The sequence below is a fragment of the Deinococcus depolymerans genome (assembly GCF_039522025.1).
Classification (GTDB): domain Bacteria; phylum Deinococcota; class Deinococci; order Deinococcales; family Deinococcaceae; genus Deinococcus; species Deinococcus depolymerans.
Window position 1 is genome coordinate 114,399 of sequence record NZ_BAAADB010000012.1, and the last position, 19,936, is coordinate 134,334.

Sequence of the window (19,936 nt, forward strand, 5' to 3'; positions counted from 1 at the left end):
CCCCATGCGCGACACCTTCCTGATCATGGGTCCGCCCGCCGCCGGGAAGAGCACCGTCGCCCAGGCATTGATGCGCCGCTTCACGCGGGGCGTGCACATCCCGGTGGATGACGTGCGGCACATGGTCGTGTCCGGACTGGTGGACATGAGTTTCGAGTTCAGTGACGAACTGCTCGCCCAGCTGGCGCTGGCGCACGAGGCCGCCGCGCTGATGGCCCGCACGTACACCCGGGGCGGGTTTACCGCCGCGCTGGACGACTTCTGGTTCGGGGCGCACCCCGAGGCGGACTACGCGCGGGTGCTCGGCCCGGACCTGCACCTCGTGCTGCTGCGTCCCCAGCGGGCAGCGGCACTGGCGCGCCTGTCGGCACGCGGGACGGACGGGGACAGTTTCCGCCCCCTGCTGGAGCAGGCCATCGCGTTCGTGGACGATGAACTGGAACGCCACCCGAAGACGGGCTGGCACGTCATCGACTCCACCCGCCTGACGGTGGAGGAGACCGTGGACGCCATCCTGCACGCCACGGGCGTCCAGCCCCGCTGAGCGTCAGCCCAGGTGCGCGCGGGCCAGCGCCTCGCCGTCTTCTCGTGCTCGCGCCACGGCGTCGGTCCAGTCCTGAAGAACTGCTGGGTCGAAGGGCTCATCTACGCTGTCGAGTTGCAGGTCGCCCAGGAGCGCACCGATCTCGTCAGAACCGGTGCGCTGGTAGTAGGCCTCCAAAAAGGCGACCATGGCAAGGTACGCCAGCCGATCCGGAATGCTCATGTTTACCCGCGTTCGCGTTCGCGCAGGATCAGCTGGATGAGGCCCATCAGGACCAGTTCGTCGTCCTGCCCGGCGCGCGGCTGCAACTCCTCGACGGTGAAGCGGCGGGCCATGAAGCTGCGTTTCTTGTGCACGCGGTACGCCGCCTGCCCATTCGTGCCGGTGACGGTGTACGTGGGGTTCACGAGGTAGTCGAAGCCCATCGCGATGAAGTCACCGACGAAGGGAATGGCGTCCAGCGCGCCCTCGATCAGGCCCAGCCAGGGGTGATCGTCGCGGATGGCGAAGCGTGGTTCGCCGTTCGGGCCGAGCAGGTCGTACCCGGCGGCCCACAGGGTCCGCATGCCCTGCGCCTGGAGGGCGCCGACGGGCGTGCCGTCCATCCGTTCGATCAGGCGCGACGCCTTCCAGTCGAGTGCGCCCGCGAGGAAGCCCCTGGCTTTCATGCGGTGGGTCTGCACCCGTTTCTGCTCGTCGCGGTAGATGCGGACCTCGTCGCGGACGCTGAAGGTCTTCTCCTTCACGACCGCGACGAGCTGGCCGCGTGCGTCGGTGACGCGCAGTTCGGTGAAGAGACTGAACTTGAATTCCAGCGTCAGGGGGAAGGCGAGGCTCATGCCCCCGGGTACGGCCTCAGCGCTGGGTCGGTTCCCACAGGTCGAACCGGGTGCCGCGCGTCACGCCCGCGCCCTGCGCCCAGGTGTGGGCGGCCTGCGCCTTGCGCGCCTCGGGCTGCACGGTGCGGATCAGCACCGCGCCCTCCTGCGCGGCGACCGTCAGGCCCCCTTCCGTGACGCCCAGCACCTCGCCCGGCTGGCCCGAACCGGCCGTGACGCTCAGGCCGCCGAGTTTCAGGCGGGCGCCGCCCAGGAACGCGGTCGTCTGCGGCCACGCGGCCACGCCCCGGGAGCGGTTCACGATCTGCGCGGCGGTGTCGGTCCAGCGGACGAAGCCGTCCTCCTTGGTCAGCATGGGTGCGTGCGTGGCGCTGGTCTCGTCCTGCGGGGTGGGCTGCAGGCCGTCCAGGTCGGAGAGGGCCTGCACGATCAGCCGCGACGCCTGGGCGCTCAGGGCGTCCGCCAGTTCGAGGCTGGTCCACCCTGGCGCGATGGGCAGCGCCTCCTGAAGCAGCACCGGGCCGGTGTCCATGCCCTCGTCGGTCTGCATGATGGTCGTGCCGGTGACCGTCTCGCCATTGATGATCGCCCACTGGATCGGCGCGGACCCCCGGTACGCGGGCAGCAGGCTGGTGTGCGTGTTCAGGAACCCGTACCGGGGCACCTCCAGCACGCTGGCGGGCAGGATCTTCCCGTACGCGCAGGTGACGGCCACGTCCGCGCCGGAGTCCCGCAGGGTCGCCTCGAAATCCGGGTTGCGGCGCAGTTTCGTGGGTTGCGCGAGCGGCAGGCGCAGTTCGGCCGCGCGGGCCGCGACGGGCGGCGGCGTGAGCTTCAGGCCGCGCCCCACCGGTTTGTCCGGCTGCGCCACCACCAGCACCACCTCGAAGCGCTCGCGGATCGCTTCGAGGACCGGCAGGGCGAACGCGGGCGACCCGAAGAACGCCACGCGCGGCGGGCGGCCGGTCATGCGCGCTCGGCGCGGCGGCGCTGCTCGTGCGCGGCCAGGTCGTTCAGGAACGCGCGGGATTTCTGCCCGATGGCCAGCAGTTCCTTGCGGTAGTCCTCGGTCACCTCGGCCGGCAGGCGGTCCAGGAACAGCACACCGTCCAGGTGATCGGCCTCGTGCTGGAACACCCGCGCGAGGTAATCGTCCGCCTCGATCACGCGGCCCATGCCGTCCAGGTCGGTGTAGCTGACCTGCACGGCGCGGGCGCGCGGCACGCCCTCCTCGTAGATGCCGGGGATGCTGAGGCAGCCCTCCTGGTACGAGCGGTCCTTCTTCTTGTTGATGACCTTCAGGACCGGGTTGAGCATCACGAACTCACGCAGCACCCGCGAGCGCAGGTTGTCGTCGCCGCCCTCGTTCTCCTCCTCGTCGTCCTCGTACTCGACGGCCACGAACATCCGCACGGGCAGCCCGATCTGCGGGGCGGCCAGGCCGACGCCACGCGCCTCGAACATCGTCTCCAGCATGGTGTTCGCCACCTGCCGCACGGTCTGAGGATCGAAGCCCGGCACGGTGAGGGTATCGGTGGCCTGCAGGGGCTTGGCTTTGCGGCGCAGCACCGGGTCGCCGTACAGGCGCAGCGGGTACACGCGGGGAGAATCGAGGTCCGTCACAATGCCTCTGTTTTACCAGACGCGCCGCTCCCTGATCCTGCCGCCGCTTCCGGTCCGGCCTGTGGGCGCGGTGCTGTCCGGCGGCGCGCCGGCGCGGAGCATGAACGGCCCCTCACGGAACTCTGCTCCTGCCGGTCAGGTACGGCTGCCTAGAATGACCGTCCGTTCCGGCGTTCCCGTTCTCATGCCCGCGCCGTACCCGGCCGCGCCCCGAGGAGACCCATGCACCGCACCCCTTTGCTGTTTGCCCTGACTGCCGCCCTGATCGGCCCCGCCAGCGCCCAGACCACACCGGCCCAGACCGCCCCCGCCGCCACGCCCGCCCCCACCAGCCTGCTCACGCAGGGTCAGGGTGCCGCGCAGGCCGCCGCCGAGGCCCGCGACCTGACCCTCAAGGCCCGCAGCGCCTACCCCAAAGGCAGCGCCAACATCGACCAACCCCTCTGGAAGCAGGCGGCGGCCGCCGCCGAGACCGCCGTGGCCGCCGCGCCCGGCAACCCCGACTACCTGAAACTCCGCGCGCAGATCTACACCGAGGTCGGCTTCTGGCGGCAGGCGGAACTCGCCTGGAACGCGTACTTCCGCGCCGCGCCGACCACCGGCCCGGAGGCCAGGGTGGCCGCCACCGTGCAGTACAACCTCGGGTACGCCGCGTACACCCGCAACCAGCCGGACGAGGCGGCGAAGTTCTTCGCCAGCTGCCTGCAACTCGACCCGGACAGCGCCCCGTGCGCCACCTGGGCCGCCCGCACCGCGCTGGAAGCCGGGAACTACACCCAGGCGCAGACCCTGTACGCCCGCGCCCTCACCCTGAACCCCGCCGACAAGACGCTGACGTACTTCCAGGGCCTCGCGCAGAGCGCCGGACGGTACGGCCCCGCCGCCACCCGCGCCTTCAGCCGCGCCTACGGCGACCGCGACGCCGGCCGAAAGACACAGGCCCTCGCCGGCTTCCAGGAAGCGGCCCGCAGCGCCCCCAACTTCACCGAGGCGCACCGCGAGGCCGGCCGGCTGGCCCTGGAACTCGGGAACACCCAGGCCGCGCTGGACGCCTACACGGCCCTGAACGCCCTGCCGAACCCCACCGCCGCCGACAGGTTCAACCTGACCCTCGCCACCGAGGCGCAGCAGTACGGCCTGAGCGTCGTGCAGACCTACCGGGCCGCGTACCAGAAGTACGCGGCCGGTGAGAAAGCGGCCGCCGAGACCGGCTTCCAGGCGGCCACGCAGCAGAACCCACGCTACGCGAAGGCCTGGGCGTGGCTGGGCCGCGTGCGCTACGAGGCGAAGAACTACGCGGGCGCCGCCGAGGCGTACGCGCGGGCCGTGGCCCTCGACCCCACCGACAGGAGCAGCGCCTACTACCTGAAACTCGCACAGCAGGGCAAGTAATACGGACTGCCGACTCCGGCTGCAAGGGGTGTAATACGGACTCCGATTGAATGGGCTGCAACGGCCCTTCCATCCGAGCGGATGCGACTCGGAGAGCTGCGCCGCAGAGGAGGAGAGAAACGCCCCTCCGGACGTGGAGTTGGCAGATCGGTGGTGTTCCGATCTGTCAACGAAACAAACGGAATCCGTATAACAGCGTTCAACCCGGGCGAGGTGGGCAGGCGAGACACGGGGTCCGGGCGGGACAACCCCGCGCCGTACCGGCTCGTTGACGAACCAGACGGAATCCGCCCCACCGGGGGCCGCTGCCCCTCATCCCAGCTGGCAGTGGTACGTGGCGCCCTGCCAGTCGAACTTCAGACCGAACAACTTCCAGGTGCCCAGCAGCCCCGCCAGCGTCACGCGGCCCACCGGGTAGCCCTGCACCACGTAACGGGTGTACAACCCACGCACCTGCGGCGCGTCCCGCCCGGCCATCAGGAGGGCGTGCGCCGCGTCGTTGGTGTGCAGGGCCGCCACCTGATACGCCAGCGGACCGGCGCTCTCAAGGGTCAGGGCCGCCTGCAGGTCCGCGCGGCCCGCCGCGCCGCACCACAGGTGCCGGACCTCCGCCGCGCCCCCCGGAACGCGCGTCACCTCCACGTTCGGCAGGAAGGCCGGTCCCTGCCCCTGCGCAGCCCCCACGCCCGACAGTCCCGCCACCCAGCCGGCCATCAGGAAACCGGCGATCAGGGAACGCACGACCCGCGACCCGCCCCCCACACCCGGCCCACCCCGCACCGGTCTCCGCTCCGTTCCGTCTCCACTGACGCCTCGCATGACCCACCATACGCCGCTCCCGCCGCGCCACCCACCCCCCCTCGGGGCGCGGTCATGACAGGTGGCGCGCTACGCTGACCCCATGAGCAACCCCGCCCCCCGCCCCCGGATTCTCGTCGCGAACGACGACGGCATCTTCAGCCCCGGCATCAAGGCCCTGGCGCAGGCCATGAGCACCTTCGCGGACGTGACCGTCAGCGCCCCCGACGTCGAACAGAGCGCCGTCGGGCACGGCATCACCATCCGCCGGCCCCTGCGCTTCAAGCACACCGCCAGCGCGGGCTTCGGCGACATTCCCGCGTACCGCGTGGACGGCACGCCCGCCGACTGCGTCGTGCTGGGCGTCCACCTGACCGGCCAGCCGGACCTCGTGGTCAGCGGCATCAACCTCGGCCCGAACCTCGGGGACGACCTGACCCACAGCGGCACCGTCGCCGCCGCCATCGAAGGCATGAGCCTCGGCATTCCCGCCATCGCGTTCAGCCAGCAGGCCACCCCCGCCGGCGAGTACGACTTCGCGCCCGGCGCCGCGTACGCTGCCCGCCTCGCCCAGGAAGTCCTGACGCGCGGCCTGCCCCCCCGCACCCTGCTGAACGTCAACTTCCCAGCCCTGCCACCACGCGGCGTGCGCGTCACCCGCGTCGGCGAGCACCGCTGGGAAGACCGCATCGTCACCCGCCACGACCCCGAAGGCCGCGAGTACCACTGGGTCGCGGGCACCAGCACCGCCCCCGACGCCCACGACGAGGGCACCGACTACGGCGCCGTCGACGCCGGACTGATCAGCGTCACGCCCGTCCGCATCGACCTGACCGCCCGCGACCTGCTGGGCGAACTGGCCGGGTACGTCCCGCAGCTGTAAGGGCAGCTGACGGGAGGGGGGAGTGGGCCGAAGCTCACGTCCCCCCTAGCGAATCAGGAGGCCGATCAGGGCTGCACCACCCGCACCTGCGCCGCCGGAACGACGGTCAGCGCCGGGCGCTGAAGGTTCGCGGTGTTCACGCGGTACACCACCGCCGCCTTCACGCCCCGTGCCGTCGCCTGATCGAGTTCCGCCTGCGAGTTCACCAGCCGCACGTTCGGAGTCAGTTCGTCCGTGAACGCGATCCGGCCGTTCTGCCGCGCCCGGACCCACAGCGTTTCCGGCTGATCCCCACCGTTGAAGGCCTTTTGATTCAGCCGCAGGATGTTCTGTACCACTGCGAACACCTCCCCGTCCTTGCCCGGCACGGCCAGTTGCGGCGCGGCAGGATCGGCGGGCTGGCGGGTGCTCTGCGGGAGGACATTCACGGGAATGGGCAGCGAGGTGTCCGTCCGGCGCGCCCCTGTCAGTCCGTTGGCAATGAGGTCCACCGTCCGGACCGGTGCCTGCGCGGTCCCGATGGGAATGCGGGCGGCGCCGATGGTCAGGACCGGGTTGGTGAGGCCCGTGAAGCTGAACGGTTGTGACGTCACGGAGGTCAGGAAAGTCGTCAGGAACATGCTCGGCAGGTACTGCTGGCCGTTCATCGTTTCGATCTGGAAGGAGACCTGCGGGACGGTCCCGGTGACGCCGCCGTTCAGCGTGAGGACGCGAGGACCTGCATAGGCGTTCACCGGAACACGCGCCGACTTCAGGGCCGCCAGCAGGTCCGTCACGCTCAGAAGAGGGCCGTACACCGCGAAGGTGCCGGTCCGGCACTGCTCACGCAGGCCCTCCACGCCGCCTGCCTGCTCCAGCAGCCGCTGCGCGACAGGATTCTGCCCGGCAACGGTCTGTCCCGTCCTGATGGCACAGGTCTGCGGGTCCGTGTCCTGCGGCAAAAAAGTCGACTGCACGGCGCTGACCTGCGCCACGGCCTGCAAGCTCAGCAGGCCGGCCACACCCAGCAGGAGGGTGGCCCGGATGGCGGCGGGTGCGGTGTGGACGCCGCTGAGGTCGCGGGCGATGGCGTGGGGGTTGCCCAGGTCGCGCAGGGCGGCCCGTTCGGCGTCGGCGCTGTCCATGCCGCACAGTTGATGGCGGTAGATCTTGTCCTCGATGGCGCCGCGCAGTTCCAGGGCCGCGTCGCGTTTTTTGGTGCCCCACAGGCCGCGTGTGGCGTGGCGGATGAACTGGTCGCGGTTCATGCCGGGCCGCCGATGACGCCACGGACAGCGCGGGTGAAGCGTTCGTATTTTTCGCGCTGGGCTTTCAGTTCGGCTTTTCCGGTGGGGGTGAGGGTGTAGACCTTGACGGGGCTGCCGCCGCGTGGGAGGGTCTGGAATTCGCCGCGGATGAAGTTCTGTTTTTCGAGGCGGTGCAGGGCGGGGTAGAGGGTGCCTTCGCGCAGGGCGAAGTGGCCGTCGGTGGCGGCCTGGACGTCGGCGATGATCTGGCCGCCGTAGCGGGGGCCGGTTTCGAGGGTGGCGAGGAGGAGGAGGTCGAGGTGACCTTTGAGCTGCTGGGCGTCCATGGGGCTCCTTCCGGGGTCACGCGCGGTGACCTCGCTTGGCGATGCTGGTGGTAGGGGCATCGTAAAGCGAGGGGCATCGGAATGCAAGGGCGAGTGTGGTCAGCGGCTCGCCTGCACCTGAAACACCCAGGCGCGTACGCCGTTCGGCACCGGCAGGGGCGGCACCTGGCCGGCCCAGCGGCTCGCCACCAGCGTCAACTCCGGCTGAGCGGGGGAGAGCAGCAACTCCGCGCCCAGAAACCCCGGACACTGCGGCAGCGCGTCCAGGAAGGCGTGCAGGGCGGCGCGGGCCGCCTCGCCCTTCCCCTCGGCGTAGTGGACGCAGGCGGCCGGAACGCGGTCCCGGGCGGGCATCAGTACAGACTCAGGGGATCGCGCGGATCCCAGCGCAGGTACGTGCCGAAATGCAGGTGTGGCCCCGTGCTGCGCCCCGTGTTCCCGACCCGCCCGACCGGCTGACCCCGCACGACCAGCTCGCCCTTCTGCACGAGGTTGGCGCTCAGGTGCGCGTACCGGGTGATCCAGCCGTCCGGGTGTTCCAGCACGACCGTCCAGCCCCAGCCCCGGTCGAAGTCCGGGCGGGATTCCAGCACGCGGCCCGAACGGGCGGCGCGGACCGGCGTGCCGACCGGCGCGACGATATCCACGCCCAGGTGATCCTCACGCACGCCGTCCAGCACCCGCGGCCCGTACCCGCTGCTGACCCCGTGATACCCCGCGACCGGCCACAGCCACCCGCCGGAACTGCCGGACGAACTGGCAGCGCGGACCGTGGCCCCGCCACGCCGGACTGCCGGGGCCGCAGCGGGCGCCGCGCTGCGACCGGGAATGGTCAGGCGCGCCCCGGTCCACAGGGCCTTCCCGTCCCGGTAGGCAGGGTTGGCGCTGAGCAGGGCGCCCAGGCTCAGGCCGTACCGGGCGGCAATCACGGACAGGTTCTCACCGTTTTTCACGGTGTGCGTCCCGGCGGGCAGCGTCCGGTCCGGGAGGGTCAGTACCCACCCGGCCTGCACCTGATCCGTGCCGCGCAACCGGGCGTTCACCGCGCGGATCTGCGCGGCACTGACCCCGGCGCGCGCCGCGATGCCACTCAGGGTGTCGCCCGGCTGCACCCGGTACGACGAAGCGTCCGCTGTTGCCACCAGCAGCGCCAGCAGCGCCGCGCACACCCGACCTGTTCCGCTCACGCCGCGCAGCATAGCGCTGCACCCGCCGGCGCCGCTGCCAGGAACCCCTCACCGGGAAGGTCTCGGTCCCCTCCGGACTCCGCCCGAACGGAGAACAGAGACGGAACCCGGTTTTCTCCCACTCGCTTCGCTCGGCTTGAATGGCTTTGTAAGCCGTTCAAGCCGAGTCCGTATCAGGCACCGGTGGCGATCACGTTGCAGGTGCAGCGCGCCAGACTGGTCACGCGCCCCCGCTCGTCGCGGATCTCAATGGTCCAGACCATCATGCTGCGCCCCCGGTACGCCAGGGCCGCCTCGCCCGTCACCCAGCCGTCCGTCACGCCGCGCACGTGCGTGCCGCTCAGGTCCACGCCGACCGCCACCTGCCGCGCCGGGTCCAGGTTCAGCCACGACCCCACGCTCGCCAGTTCCTCGGCCAGCGCGAGGTTCGCGCCGCCGTGCAGCCGCCCGGCCGGCTGGCGGTTTCCCTCGACCGGCATGCGGGCCACCAGCCGCTCGCGGCCTGCCTGCAGGAACTCGATGCCGATCCGCGCGCCCAGCGTGCCCTGCAGGGCGTTCATGCGGCCCGCCAGCGCCTCGGGCGTCAGCGTGTCGAGTTCATGCGCGGTGGGGAACAGCAGGTCCGGGTGCAGCGTCATGCCCGGATGCTACCGCCCCCGGCCCGCGCCAGTGGGTCATGCGGCCTCCGAGCGAAGCGACCCGGACAGCTGCTCCGCAGGGTGGGAGCAGCAGCGGGCTGCCGGGCATGAAGTTGGAAACCCGGAACGGCACCGGGTCGTCAACTCCACGTCCGGAATCCGTTTCTCTCCTACTCTGCGGAGCAGCTCTACGAGTCGCATCCGCTCGGATTGAATGGCTTATAAAGCCATTCAATCGGAGTCCGTCTCAGCCCTGCCGGTGCGCCAGCGTGCGGCCCACGCCCAGCCCGTGCCGGTACACCAGTTCGCCGCCCAGGAACCCGCCCGCGACCGCCACGCCCAGCGCCGCCCCAGACAGGGTCTTCCCCAGGCCGCGCCGCCCACGCCGCCGCGCCAGCAGCGACCCCACGTTCAGCAGGAACGCCGCCTCGTTCAGCGCCCCGTGAATCAGGCCGGTGCGCCGCGCCTGCCCACGCGTGTTCGACCAGTCGGCCCAGCCGGTCGCGATGGTCCCCACCGCGCCCAGCGTGCCCAGCAGCAGCGCCCGGTCCGCCGCCGCGTCGTTCGCACCCGGCGACCGCGCGGGCAGGTGATCGAGCGCCGCCGCGATCATCCACCCGCCCAGCGGCAGGTGCACCAGAATCGGGTGCAGCGGGTGCCCCAGCCACTCGCCGTGCAGGGCGTCCGTCACGCCGGGCGGCAGGGTCGCCTCCGCGCCGCGCAGCAGCGTCTGAAGCGTGTCGGCCACGCCTTCCAGCGCGTCGTGGTCACTGACGGCGTCCTCCATGACGTGGGCAGGCGGAACGTGGGCGGGTGGCCGGATCCGGTTCGGGTTCAGCATGCAAGACCTCCTGTGAGGTCCTCACCGTAGGCCCGCCCCACCCCGCCGCGCGTGCGAGGCGACTTCAGGTTCGTTCATGCCCGCCCGGCCCCGGTGTCATACGGACTGCCGTTTGTTTCGTTCACAGATCGGAACACCACCGATCTGTCAACTCCACGTCCGGAGGGGCGTTTCTCTCCTTCTCTGCGCAGCAGCTCTCCGAGTCGCATCCGCTCGGATTGAATGGGCCGCAAAGGCCATTCAATCGGAGTCCGTATCAGTCCGGGATCAGGTCCGCCGGGTCCGGCGTCAGGCACGCCTCCCACGCCGCCTCGAACTCCGCGCGGTCCAGGCCCCGCCCGATCACCACCAGTTCGGACGTGCCGTCCCCGGCGTCCCAGGCGTCCGCCGTGAACAGGTCCCGCACCGCCTGGAACAGGATCCGCTGCGGGTACCCGAACAGGTCCAGGAACCCCTTGGCCCGCAGGACCTCCGCCGGGCGGGACAGCAGGAACTCCGTCATGAACCGCTGCCAGCGGTACGGGTCCAGCGGCCGGTCCGCACGCAGCGTGAACGACTTCAGGCCCGGCGTGTGCGCCGCGCGGGCGTCCACGCCGTCCAGCACGCGCGGATCGAAGTCGTCGCGGGCCAGCAGGGCGTCCGCGTCCACCTGACCCCGCTCCACCCGTTTGATCTCCGCCAGCGGATTCACGCCGCGCAGCACGCCCTGCGCGTGATCCAGCAGCGCCGGGTCGGCGAGGTCGGTCTTGTTCAGCACGACCACGTTCGCGTACGCCAGCTGCCGCGCCGCCTCCGGATGCTCCCGCAGCGTCTGCAGGGCGTGCCGGGCGTCCACGACCGCCACCAGCGTCGTCACGCGGAACGCCGCGCGTACCGACCGTTCCAGCAGCGTCGTCAGGACCGGCGTCGGGTCCGCCACGCCACTCAACTCCACGATCACCGCGTCCGGCTTCTGCTCACGCATGGCAATCGTCACCAGCGCCCGCAGCAGATCATCCCGCCCCGTGCAGCACAGGCACCCGGCCGTCAGTTCCGTCACGTCGTCCTGCAGCCGCTCGATCAGGCTGCCATCCACGCCCTGCGCGCCGAACTCGTTCACGATCACACCCAGCCGGTGCGGCAACGACCGGATCAGGTGATTCACCAGCGTCGTCTTCCCCGCACCCAGAAACCCACCCACCACAATCACCGGAATGCGTTCATCAGGGCGGTCAGCGGGCACAGTCATGCCGCGCAGGATACGGGGTGATCGGCGCGGGAAATGGGACGGGGTAGCCCTGACGGTACAGTGAACGTGTGACGGATGCAGAACTGCTCGCGCGGGCACACGAGATGATGAACGCGCTTAGAGCCGGAGAGCAGATCTGGATCAACGACGTCCTGCACATGTGGGAACAGCTCTACAGCAAGGCCCGCGATACAGAGCGAGAGCAGGCATTGGTCTGGGCGGAGGCAGCATTTGCGCTGGTGTCAGCCTGCCCGGACTGCTGGCGGGAGCCGCTGTCCATTCGTCTCCTCATGATTGCCCGGTTTGGGTCGCAGGATGGGCATCCGCTTCTGGATGCACAGGTGTTGACCGCTGACGCACTGAAGCTGATCCCCTGGACGCCCGAGGAGCTCAAGGTGCTGTTCCCAGACTGGCGGCGTCAGGACAGCGCCACGATCCGTCAGCTGGGACGAGTCAGAAATGTCTTGGCGTTCCTCGCACAACTGGCAGAGTTCCTGCCAAGACCTCTTCATCCGGAGTTGCAGGATTGGCTGGAAGTGCGTGCTGTCGCCCGGACGCCCTGAGTTTCGCCGCGTATCCTCGCCCGTATGCCTGCCCCCTCCCCGTCTGTTCTGCGCCGCCTGTACGGTCTGCTGGGTCCGTACCGCCGCACGGTGGGTCTGGGCCTGCTGCTGCTGACCCTGAGTGTGGCGGCGGAACTGTACCCGCCGCTGGTGTGGATCCGGGTGGTGGATCAGGGCATTCCGGAACGGGACTGGGTGTTTATCGGGGGGCAGCTGGCAGTGCTGGTGGGGGTGTTCGCGGCGCAGCAGGTGCTGTCGGCGTGGCGGGGGCTGCTGCTGGAGCGGGCGGGGCAGGCGTTCACGCGGGACCTGCGCCTGACGCTGTACGGGAAGTTGCAGGGGCAGTCGGCGGCGTACTTCGAGGGGCAGCGGACCGGGGATCTGCTGGCCCGCGTGACGGGCGACGTGGACGCGTTGCAGGACGTGCTGGTGCGCGGCACGGACGCCGTGCTGGCGAACGCCCTGCGGCTGGTGGGCGTGATAGGGATTTTCATTGCGTTGCAGCCGCTGCTGGGCGTCCTGACAACCATTCCGATGATCGCGGTGGCGTTCATGCTGCGCCGCTACGCCCGCACCGTGCGGCCCGCGTACCGCGCGGCGCGCGCCCGCCTGGGCGACCTGAGCGCCCTGATCGCCGACCGCCTGAGCGGCATCCGCGTGGTGCAGGGCTTCGCGCGGGAGGACGCCGAGGCCGAGCGCATCCGCGCCCTGGGCGACGAGCTGTACGCCGAGGGCGTGAAGGCCGTCACCATCCGCAACCGCGCCTTCCCCCGCGCGCGCTTCGTGGGGAACCTGGGCAACGTGATCATGCTGGGCGGCGGCGCGTGGCTGATCATGGCCGGGCAGTTCACGCTGGGCGGCCTCCTCGCGTACCGGGGGTGCGGGCGGTACTTCTATGGCCCGATCGACGACCTCGTGAACATCGGCGACCTGCTCCAGCGGGCCGAGGCGAGCGGACGGCGGGTGTTCGAGGTGCTCGACGCGCCCGTCCCCGTGCAGGACCGGCCCGGAGCGCGGCCCCTGCCGCAGCCCGTGCAGGGCGACCTGCGCTTCGAGGGCGTCACCTTCGGGTACGACCCGGCCCGGCCCATCCTGCGGGATGTGACGCTGCACGTCCCGGCCGGGCAGCGCGTCGCCCTGCTCGGCGAGAGCGGCGCGGGCAAGAGCACCCTCCTCGCCCTCGTCACCCGTACCTTCGACCCGCAACGCGGGCGCGTGACGCTCGACGGGCATGACCTGCGCGACCTCACGCTGCGCAGCCTGCGCGAGAACGCCGCCGTCATGGCGCAGGACACCTTCCTGTTCCACGACACGGTGCTGAACAACGTCACCTACGCCCGCCCGGACGCTTCGGGTGCCGAGGTCGAGGCGGCCCTGCGCGCCGCGCACGCCCACACCTTCGTGCACGCCCTCCCCGAGGGCCTCCAGACCGTGGTGGGGGAACGCGGCGTGCGACTCAGCGGCGGGCAACGCCAGCGGCTCTCCATCGCCCGTACGCTGCTGGCCCGGCCCAGCCTCCTGCTGCTCGACGAACCCACCAGCGCCGTCGACGCCGAGAGTGAAACCCAGGTCGTCGCCGCGCTGGACGAACTCACGCGCGGCCGCACCGCGCTGATCGTCACGCACCGCCCCAGCCTCGCCCGCACCGCCGACCGCGTCATCGTCCTGGCAGGTGGCTTGATCGTCGAGGACGGCCACCCCGACACCCTCCGCAGACGCGGCGGCGCGTACGCCACGCTGGAACGCCAGATGGGCGGCGAACCTGTACCCGAGGTGACGGGCTGAGCCCTACAGCCCGCCCCTCGGATTCACGTCCACCCTGATCTTCGCTTTCCAGGTGCGGGTGTCGAGGATGCGCAGGAGTTCGCCGAGGCGGGTGTCGTTGCGGGCACGCAGGAAGAGGTGGTAGGGGTACACGCCGCGTACGCGGGCGACCGGGCTGGGCGCAGGCCCGAGGACCTCGTGGGCGGTGGCGCCGGCGCCGTGGAGGGCGTCGGCGAGGTCCTGCGCGGCGGCCTGCGCTCTGTGCTGGTCGCGGGCGCTGATCTCGATCTGCGCGAGGCGGGCGTGGGGGGGGTAGTTCAGGGCGGCGCGGGCGCGTTCCTCGGCGGCGGGGTACGCGAGGGTGTCGCGGCCGTCCACCATGACCTTCAGGGCGGGGTGGTCCGCCTGGAAGGTCTGCACGACCGTCATGGGGGCGCGGGTGGGGTGCCACTCGGCGAGCTGCCGCAGCAGGCGGTGGTAGCGCTCTGAGGCGCGGAAGTCGCTGACGTTCAGCCACGTGTCGGCCAGGGTCACGCCGATCAGGGCGAGGTCGGGCGGGGCCTCGTGCGACAGCAGCAGTTGCGTGCCGACGATCACGCCACTCTCGCCGCGCATCAGGGGCGTCAGGTCGTCCTGGTGGTCGCGGTCGAGGCGGTAGACCGGAAAGCCCGGCAGGAGTTTGCGGACTTCCTGGGTGATCCATTCGGTGCCGGGGCCGCGCGCCTTCCACATGCGGTCGCCGCACTCGTCGCAGCGGTCCGGGACGGGCTGGTGGTAGCCGCACTGGTGGCAGGTGAGCTGCCGGGTGTCCTGGTGAAAGCGCAGCGGCACGTCGCAGTGGCGGCACTGGGGGGTGTGTTCGCAGGTGGGGCAGCGCAGCAGGGCGCTGTACCCGCGCCGGGGCGCGAGCAGCGCCGCCTGACGGCCGCGTTCCTGCACCTGCCGCAGCACCCGGGCGAGGTCGTGGCTGATGGGGTAGCCCATGTCGGCGGGCGCGAGGTGCGTGCCGGACAGCGGCCCGATCTGGGGTTGCTCGGGCGGGTTGGCGTAGTCCACGACATGCACGCGGGCGCGGGGGGGTGGGAGGACCGCGCCGGGGTGCGGGACGCTCTCGGCGGCGGGCGCGGCCCCCACGAGGGCGAGGGCGGCGTCGTGTGCGGTGGCGAGGCGGGCGGCCACGTCGGGCAGGAAGGCGCGGCTGCCGCTCAGGAGTTTGTGGGCGTCGCTGGCCTCCTCCAGCACGACGATCAGCGCGGGGTCGTGCAGCGGCGCGGTCAGGGCGTGCCCGCTGCCGATGACCAGCCGCGCGTGCCCGCCCTGCACGAGCTGCCAGGTGTGCTCGCGTTGCGCCTCGCTCAGCTGGCCGCTGATCTGCGCGGCGTGCGTGCCGCAGGTGCGGGCCAGGCCGCTCAGGTGCTCCCAGCTGCGCCGCAGCGTGGCGGCGTCGGGGGCGAGGACCAGCACGCCGCGACCCTGTCGCAGCAGCCGCCCGATGCGGGGGGCCAGGGTGGCGGCGCGGGTGGCGGGGCGGCCACCGTGCAGCCGCCAGACGGGCGCTTCGGGCAGCCGGTCGGGCCGGTCCGGGTCGGGCGCGGCGGCGGCGGGTTCCGGCAGGGCGGGGGGCGGGGCGGGCACCTGCACGGTGTCGGCCCAGCCGCGCAGGGCGAGCGTGCCGGCCTGCGTGCCGCTCAGGGGAATCCCGGCGGCGCTGGCCCCGGCGGCCCAGGCGGCGTAACTGTCGGCCGGGCCGTGGTCGCGCAGCCACTCCCACGCGGGCGGCGGGGGCCGTTCGGTGCTGGTGTACTCGGCGGCCCCGGCGTTCAGGGCGGCGGTCACGACCCCGGCGCTGACCCCGGCGCCCCTGGCCCAGGCGCTCAGGGTGTCGCAGGGGCCGTGCTGAGCGAGCCACGCGGCGGCCTGCGCCTGCCGGGGCGTCAGCGTCGGTATCTGGGTGGGGGCGGGCCTGACGGCGCGCAGGACGGTGGCCGTGCGGCTGGCGGGCGGGACGTGTTCGGGCGCGCGAGCCTCGACCACGCTGATCAGTCGGGGCTGCGGCGTGAAGCGTTCCTCCAGCAGGCCCTGCTCGCGGATGGCGTCCAGCAGGGCGGGCGCGAAGGCCCCGGCGTCCGTCCAGCGGTCGGTGGGCACGCGCCGCGCGAAGGCGCTCAGGTCGCTGCCCGGCACGGCGCGGACCATGTGGGTGTACGCGGCCGTCCAGCCGACGCCCAGCAGGTCGCCCCAGATCAGCCCGGCGGGAATGCGGGCGTCGTGCGCCCAGCCCTGCACGCCCGTCACGGTCGCGGGCGGCACCCACGGCCGGGCCGGGTCGTCGAGCAGGTGCGCGGCTTCCCGCAGGCGGTGGGCGGCGCGCGGGTCGCCCTCGCCCACCACGAGGCCCACGACCAGTTCGCCGCGCCACGGCACCAGCACCCGGCAGCCCAGCGGGACCGGCCCGGTGAAGCCGTGCGGCGCGCCGAAATCGTACGGGGGAACCGGGAGGTTCACGGCCACCTGCCACGGGCTCGGGGAGGGGGAGGCGGGCGGCGTCACGCGCCCCAGGCTAGCGCGCCCCGGCCGGCCGCTTCCGTGACCTGCGCCGTCCATGACCGGCACCCGCGCGCGGTGGGGTCGGGGCGCAGTCTGGGTGTGGTGGGGGGCTGCGCGGCGCCCGGACGCTACCCTCCGGGGGTGACGCCGCTTCCTGCCCGCTCCGCTCCCGCCCCGGTGAACGTACGGACCGGCCTGCTGCTGGGCGTGACCTCGGCCCTGACGTTCAGCACGCTGGGCGTCTGGGGCAAACTGGCCGCACAGACGGGCCTGGAGTCCTTCAATGCGCTGGCGTGGCGCTTCGGGCTGGTCGCCCTGCTGCTGCTGCCCGTCACCTCGCGCGGGCTGCGCCGCGCCGACCGCCTGCGGATGCTGGGCGTGGGCACGCTGTACACGGCCGCGACCATCTGTTATTTCGGGGCGCTGGGGCGCGTCACGGCGGGCGCCACGGGCCTGCTGCTGTACCTCGCGCCGGCCTTCGTGATCCTGCTGGCGTGGCTGTCGGGCCGTGCGCCGCGCGCCGCGCAACTGGGCGCCGTGACGCTCGGCTCGGCCGGGCTGGCGCTGGTGATCGGCCTGCCCGGCCCGGCCGACCGGGACCCGGCGGGCCTGCTGCTGGGCGCGGGGGCGGGCGTGCTGTACGCCGCGTACCTGCTGGCCAGCGAGCGGTGGCTGGCGGGCGTCCCGGCGCTGGCCGCCACGGCGCACATGGCGCTGGTGGCGGCGCTGGTGTTCACGGGACTGGCCGCGAGCGGCGGGACGCTGGGCGTGCCGGACACCGGGGCGCAGTGGGGCGTGATCGCGGCCATGGCGCTGCTGCCCACCCTGGTCGCCGTGCCTGCGCTGTACGGCGCGGTGCGGCACCTGGGCGCGGCGCGCACCAGTCTGCTGGGCACGCTGGAGCCGCTGTTCACGCTGATCCTGGCAGGCGCGGTGCTGGGCGAGCAGCCGGGACCGGGCGTGGTGCTGGGCGGCGCACTGATCCTGGCGGGCGCGCTGCTGGCGCAGTGGCCGGCCCGTCCGGCCGCCTGATCATACGGACTCCGATGGAATGGCTTGCAAAGCCGTTCAATCCGAACGGACTCGTAGAGCTGCGCAGCAGAGCGAGCAGGAGAGAAACGGGTTCCGGGCTGGCAACACCACAGACGGCAGTCCGTACCAGCCGCGGCCGGACAGGCGGGAGGGGCGGGTCAGCGGTCGTCGCTGAGCGTGACGGTCAGCGGGGCGCGGCTGGGTTGCCCGGCGAGCGGGCCGCTGGCCCCCACGACGCGCAGGCCGCCGCTGTCGCCGCTGCTGGCCGGGAGTTGCAGGCGCAGCAGGCGGGTGCGGCCGCCCTGCACGGCCAGGACACTGACCTTCAGTTCTCCGGCGCGGACGCAGCGGGCGTTCATGGGGCAGCGGCTGTCCTGGGCGCGCAGCAGCGTGACGGTCGCGTCGCCCAGGCGGGCGGTCTGGCCGGGCGTGAGGGTGACGGTGGCGGCCTGCGCGGTTCCCAGGGCAGCGCTGCTGGCGGTCAGGACGAACAGGAGGCGGGTCAGCAACTTGGTCATGCCACCCACTGTGCCGCGCGAAGCTGAGCGCCGGCTGACCGGGGGCCTCCCCGTTCTTGCCGGCGCGGCGCGGCGGATCAGCCGGTCAGGGGGGTGTCGCCGTGATCGCCGCCGTGGTGGCCGCAGTCGGCCAGGGCGCGGAAGCTGGCGGCCTTGCTGCCCAGGCCCATCTGGTCGTAGCAGCCGGCGAGTTTCAGCGCGAAGAACTCCACGGCGCGGCAGTCCTCGCGGCGTTCGGCGACTTCCAGGCAGGTGCGGTAGTGCAGCACGGCGAGGTGGTACTGGGCGCTCCGGGCAGCGTGCTCGGCACGGCAGTGGCTCATGCGGAGGGACACGATGTCACTCTGGGCGCTGGTCACGGCGGTCATGGCAGGAGTGTAGCCATGACCGGCTGTGAATGAATGAAAGATGAATCAGGTTTGACGGCACAAAACGTGCGTCTATAACGATGTTTTCCGCTCTGTGCGAAATGAGGGGCGGTGATTTTATGCAGCCCCCCGGTCGCGGGCCGGGCCTACACCAGCCGGGCGCGGACGCCAAGGGTGCTGAGGTTCACGTCGGTCAGCTGCACCTGCAGTTCGGTGTTCAGCGGGGCGGGCGTGCTGGTGGTCAGGTCGAAGGCCAGATCCGGGATCAGCAGGGTCGCCTGCGGGCCGCGCCGGTCCACGACCACGGCGTTCCACACGCGCTCGGGCTGCGCGGCGATGAAGCGCAGGGTGTGGTGGCGGCGGCTCAGGCGTTCGGCCTGCCGGGTGCCGTCGGCGTTCAGGCCGGCCTGCGCCACGCGCGCGGCGACCTCCTTGCCGCCCAGCGGGTCGCGTCCGGCGAGGTGGGCGCGCAGCTGCTGGTGCACCACGAGGTCCAGGTAGCGGCGCATGGGGCTGGTCGCCTGGGTGTACAGGTCCAGGCCCATCCCGGCGTGCGGGCCGGGTGCCGGCTGGAAGCGGGTGCGCGACAGCGTGCGCCGCCGCGCCCACTCGGCGCTCAGGCCGCTGCCGCGCACCTCGCGCTGGGGGGGGTCCTGCGTGGCGAACGGCAGCGGGATGGCGTGGTCGTCGGCGTAGATGGCGGCGCCCCAGCCGGCCAGGGTCATGCATTCCTGCACCACGGCGCGCATCTCGGGTTTCGGCAGTGGGGTCACGAGGGCGCCGTCGGGGCCGGCCTTCACGCGCACCTCGGGCAGGTCGATGCTCAGGGCGCCCTCCTGCACGCGCAGGTCGCGGCTGGCGCGGGCCAGGCGGGCCAGGGTCACGAAGGGTTCCTGGCCGGCGTCCAGCGCGGCCTGCGCCTGCGTGTAGGTCAGGCGGGTGACGCGCACGGTCGTGAGCTGCACGTCCACGGCGTCGGCGTTGCCGTCCTCGTCGAGGTCCAGGCTGATGCTCAGGGCGGGCGTGGTGGGGTGCAGGCCCAGGCCGGTCTTCTCGACGAGGTCGTCGGGCAGCATGCCGATGGTCCGGTCCGGCAGGTACAGGGTCGCGCCGCGTGCGCGGGCCTCGAGGTCCAGTTCGCTGTCGGCGGGCACCAGGGCGGCCACGTCGGCCACGTGAATCCACAGGCGGGTCAGGCCGCCGTCCAGGGCTTCGATGCCCACGGCGTCGTCCGGGTCGCGGTTGCCCTCGTCGTCGATGGCGTAGGCGTCCAGGTGGGTCAGGTCCAGGCGGGGTTCGTCCGTGAAGTCCGGGACGTTCAGCGTGACGGGCTGCGTGGCGGCGCCCAGGCGGTCGGCGTAGGGGGTGCGGCCCTCGTCCCACAGGCCGGCGCGCAGCAGCAGGGCGTGCGCGGCTTCCGGCGTTTCCGTGAGGCCCAGGTCGCGCATGGCGCGGCTCTTGGCCTGCTTGCCGCGTGCCAGCAGTTCGATTTCCGTGCGCTGCGCGGGGCTGAGGTCGGGGGCGGTGGGAAGGCTCATGGCTCAGAGGATAGAGCAGCGGCGCCGGGCCGGGGGTGGCGACACCGGCACCCGGCCCCT

Annotated in this window: 22 protein-coding genes; 6 read left to right on the forward strand and 16 right to left on the reverse strand. The window is 72.1% G+C overall.

Annotated features, from left to right (window positions below; genetic code table 11):
• Window positions 1-4 precede the first annotated feature (4 nt).
• Window positions 5-544: an AAA family ATPase gene (locus ABDZ66_RS07805; protein ID WP_343757510.1), complete on the forward strand. Its 540-nt coding sequence runs from the start codon at window positions 5-7 to the stop codon at window positions 542-544.
• A 3-nt stretch (window positions 545-547) separates the two neighbouring features.
• Here ABDZ66_RS07805 and ABDZ66_RS07810 read toward each other — a convergent pair whose 3' ends face one another.
• Genes ABDZ66_RS07810 through def form a run of 4 tightly spaced genes read right to left on the reverse strand, consistent with a single transcriptional unit; the run spans window position 548 to window position 3,006 of the window.
• Window positions 548-733 (reverse strand): hypothetical protein, encoded by a 186-nt coding sequence (locus ABDZ66_RS07810; RefSeq protein ID WP_343757511.1) that lies wholly within the window; start codon window positions 731-733, stop codon window positions 548-550.
• 35 nt (window positions 734-768) lie between these two features.
• Window positions 769-1,383, reverse strand: coding sequence for an LURP-one-related/scramblase family protein (locus ABDZ66_RS07815; RefSeq protein WP_343757512.1), 615 nt, complete (start codon window positions 1,381-1,383; stop codon window positions 769-771).
• A 16-nt stretch (window positions 1,384-1,399) separates the two neighbouring features.
• Window positions 1,400-2,353: a methionyl-tRNA formyltransferase gene (fmt, locus tag ABDZ66_RS07820; RefSeq protein ID WP_343757514.1), complete on the reverse strand. Its 954-nt coding sequence runs from the start codon at window positions 2,351-2,353 to the stop codon at window positions 1,400-1,402.
• Window positions 2,350-3,006, reverse strand: coding sequence for a peptide deformylase (gene def, locus ABDZ66_RS07825; RefSeq protein ID WP_343757515.1), 657 nt, complete (start codon window positions 3,004-3,006; stop codon window positions 2,350-2,352). The genes fmt and def overlap by 4 nt, the downstream gene beginning before the upstream one ends.
• Window positions 3,007-3,228: 222 nt before the next feature.
• Between def and ABDZ66_RS07830 the strand changes: the two genes are divergently transcribed.
• A complete protein-coding gene (locus ABDZ66_RS07830; protein ID WP_343757516.1) occupies window positions 3,229-4,398 on the forward strand; it encodes a tetratricopeptide repeat protein in 1,170 nt (389 codons plus the stop codon).
• Between the two features lie 312 nt (window positions 4,399-4,710).
• On the opposite strand, the gene ABDZ66_RS07835 is transcribed toward ABDZ66_RS07830, so the two are convergent.
• Window positions 4,711-5,139 (reverse strand): hypothetical protein, encoded by a 429-nt coding sequence (locus ABDZ66_RS07835; protein WP_343757517.1) that lies wholly within the window; start codon window positions 5,137-5,139, stop codon window positions 4,711-4,713.
• 160 nt (window positions 5,140-5,299) lie between these two features.
• Between ABDZ66_RS07835 and surE the strand changes: the two genes are divergently transcribed.
• On the forward strand, window positions 5,300-6,079 hold the full coding sequence (gene surE, locus ABDZ66_RS07840) for a 5'/3'-nucleotidase SurE (protein WP_343757518.1): 780 nt from the start codon (window positions 5,300-5,302) through the stop codon (window positions 6,077-6,079).
• Between the two features lie 65 nt (window positions 6,080-6,144).
• On the opposite strand, the gene ABDZ66_RS07845 is transcribed toward surE, so the two are convergent.
• The 7 genes from ABDZ66_RS07845 to ABDZ66_RS07875 all read right to left on the reverse strand — a co-directional run bounded on the left by ABDZ66_RS07845 (window position 6,145) and on the right by ABDZ66_RS07875 (window position 11,546).
• Window positions 6,145-7,326, reverse strand: a complete 1,182-nt coding sequence (locus ABDZ66_RS07845; RefSeq protein WP_343757519.1) for a permease prefix domain 1-containing protein — start codon at window positions 7,324-7,326, stop codon at window positions 6,145-6,147.
• Window positions 7,323-7,652, reverse strand: coding sequence for a PadR family transcriptional regulator (locus tag ABDZ66_RS07850; RefSeq protein WP_343757520.1), 330 nt, complete (start codon window positions 7,650-7,652; stop codon window positions 7,323-7,325). Before ABDZ66_RS07850 ends, ABDZ66_RS07845 begins: the two co-directional genes overlap by 4 nt.
• Before the next feature lie 99 nt (window positions 7,653-7,751).
• A complete protein-coding gene (locus tag ABDZ66_RS07855; protein WP_343757521.1) occupies window positions 7,752-8,006 on the reverse strand; it encodes an antibiotic biosynthesis monooxygenase family protein in 255 nt (84 codons plus the stop codon).
• On the reverse strand, window positions 8,006-8,839 hold the full coding sequence (locus ABDZ66_RS07860; protein WP_343757522.1) for a LysM peptidoglycan-binding domain-containing M23 family metallopeptidase: 834 nt from the start codon (window positions 8,837-8,839) through the stop codon (window positions 8,006-8,008). The genes ABDZ66_RS07855 and ABDZ66_RS07860 overlap by 1 nt, the downstream gene beginning before the upstream one ends.
• Before the next feature lie 173 nt (window positions 8,840-9,012).
• A complete protein-coding gene (locus ABDZ66_RS07865) occupies window positions 9,013-9,477 on the reverse strand; it encodes a PaaI family thioesterase (protein WP_343757523.1) in 465 nt (154 codons plus the stop codon).
• Window positions 9,478-9,724: 247 nt separating this feature from the next.
• On the reverse strand, window positions 9,725-10,318 hold the full coding sequence (locus tag ABDZ66_RS07870; protein ID WP_343757524.1) for a DUF2231 domain-containing protein: 594 nt from the start codon (window positions 10,316-10,318) through the stop codon (window positions 9,725-9,727).
• Window positions 10,319-10,574: 256 nt separating this feature from the next.
• Window positions 10,575-11,546, reverse strand: a complete 972-nt coding sequence (locus ABDZ66_RS07875; protein WP_343757525.1) for a CobW family GTP-binding protein — start codon at window positions 11,544-11,546, stop codon at window positions 10,575-10,577.
• A 68-nt stretch (window positions 11,547-11,614) separates the two neighbouring features.
• Here ABDZ66_RS07875 and ABDZ66_RS07880 point away from each other — a divergent pair, with 68 nt between their 5' ends.
• Window positions 11,615-12,109: a hypothetical protein gene (locus ABDZ66_RS07880; RefSeq protein WP_343757526.1), complete on the forward strand. Its 495-nt coding sequence runs from the start codon at window positions 11,615-11,617 to the stop codon at window positions 12,107-12,109.
• Window positions 12,110-12,133: 24 nt separating this feature from the next.
• Window positions 12,134-13,894, forward strand: a complete 1,761-nt coding sequence (locus ABDZ66_RS07885) for an ABC transporter ATP-binding protein (RefSeq protein WP_343757527.1) — start codon at window positions 12,134-12,136, stop codon at window positions 13,892-13,894.
• A gap of 3 nt (window positions 13,895-13,897) precedes the next feature.
• Here the strand turns inward: ABDZ66_RS07885 and priA are convergent, their stop codons facing one another.
• Window positions 13,898-16,423, reverse strand: coding sequence for a replication restart helicase PriA (gene priA, locus ABDZ66_RS07890; protein ID WP_343757528.1), 2,526 nt, complete (start codon window positions 16,421-16,423; stop codon window positions 13,898-13,900).
• A gap of 138 nt (window positions 16,424-16,561) precedes the next feature.
• Here priA and ABDZ66_RS07895 point away from each other — a divergent pair, with 138 nt between their 5' ends.
• Window positions 16,562-17,452, forward strand: coding sequence for a DMT family transporter (locus ABDZ66_RS07895; RefSeq protein ID WP_343757529.1), 891 nt, complete (start codon window positions 16,562-16,564; stop codon window positions 17,450-17,452).
• Window positions 17,453-17,610: 158 nt separating this feature from the next.
• On the opposite strand, the gene ABDZ66_RS07900 is transcribed toward ABDZ66_RS07895, so the two are convergent.
• The 3 genes from ABDZ66_RS07900 to ABDZ66_RS07910 all read right to left on the reverse strand — a co-directional run bounded on the left by ABDZ66_RS07900 (window position 17,611) and on the right by ABDZ66_RS07910 (window position 19,876).
• Window positions 17,611-17,970 carry a hypothetical protein gene (locus ABDZ66_RS07900; RefSeq protein ID WP_343757530.1) on the reverse strand — a complete coding sequence of 120 codons (360 nt, stop codon included), beginning with the start codon at window positions 17,968-17,970 and terminating at the stop codon, window positions 17,611-17,613.
• Between the two features lie 77 nt (window positions 17,971-18,047).
• Window positions 18,048-18,338, reverse strand: coding sequence for a hypothetical protein (locus ABDZ66_RS07905; protein WP_343757532.1), 291 nt, complete (start codon window positions 18,336-18,338; stop codon window positions 18,048-18,050).
• A gap of 146 nt (window positions 18,339-18,484) precedes the next feature.
• Window positions 18,485-19,876 (reverse strand): RNB domain-containing ribonuclease, encoded by a 1,392-nt coding sequence (locus tag ABDZ66_RS07910; RefSeq protein WP_343757533.1) that lies wholly within the window; start codon window positions 19,874-19,876, stop codon window positions 18,485-18,487.
• Between the last annotated feature and the right edge of the window lie 60 nt (window positions 19,877-19,936).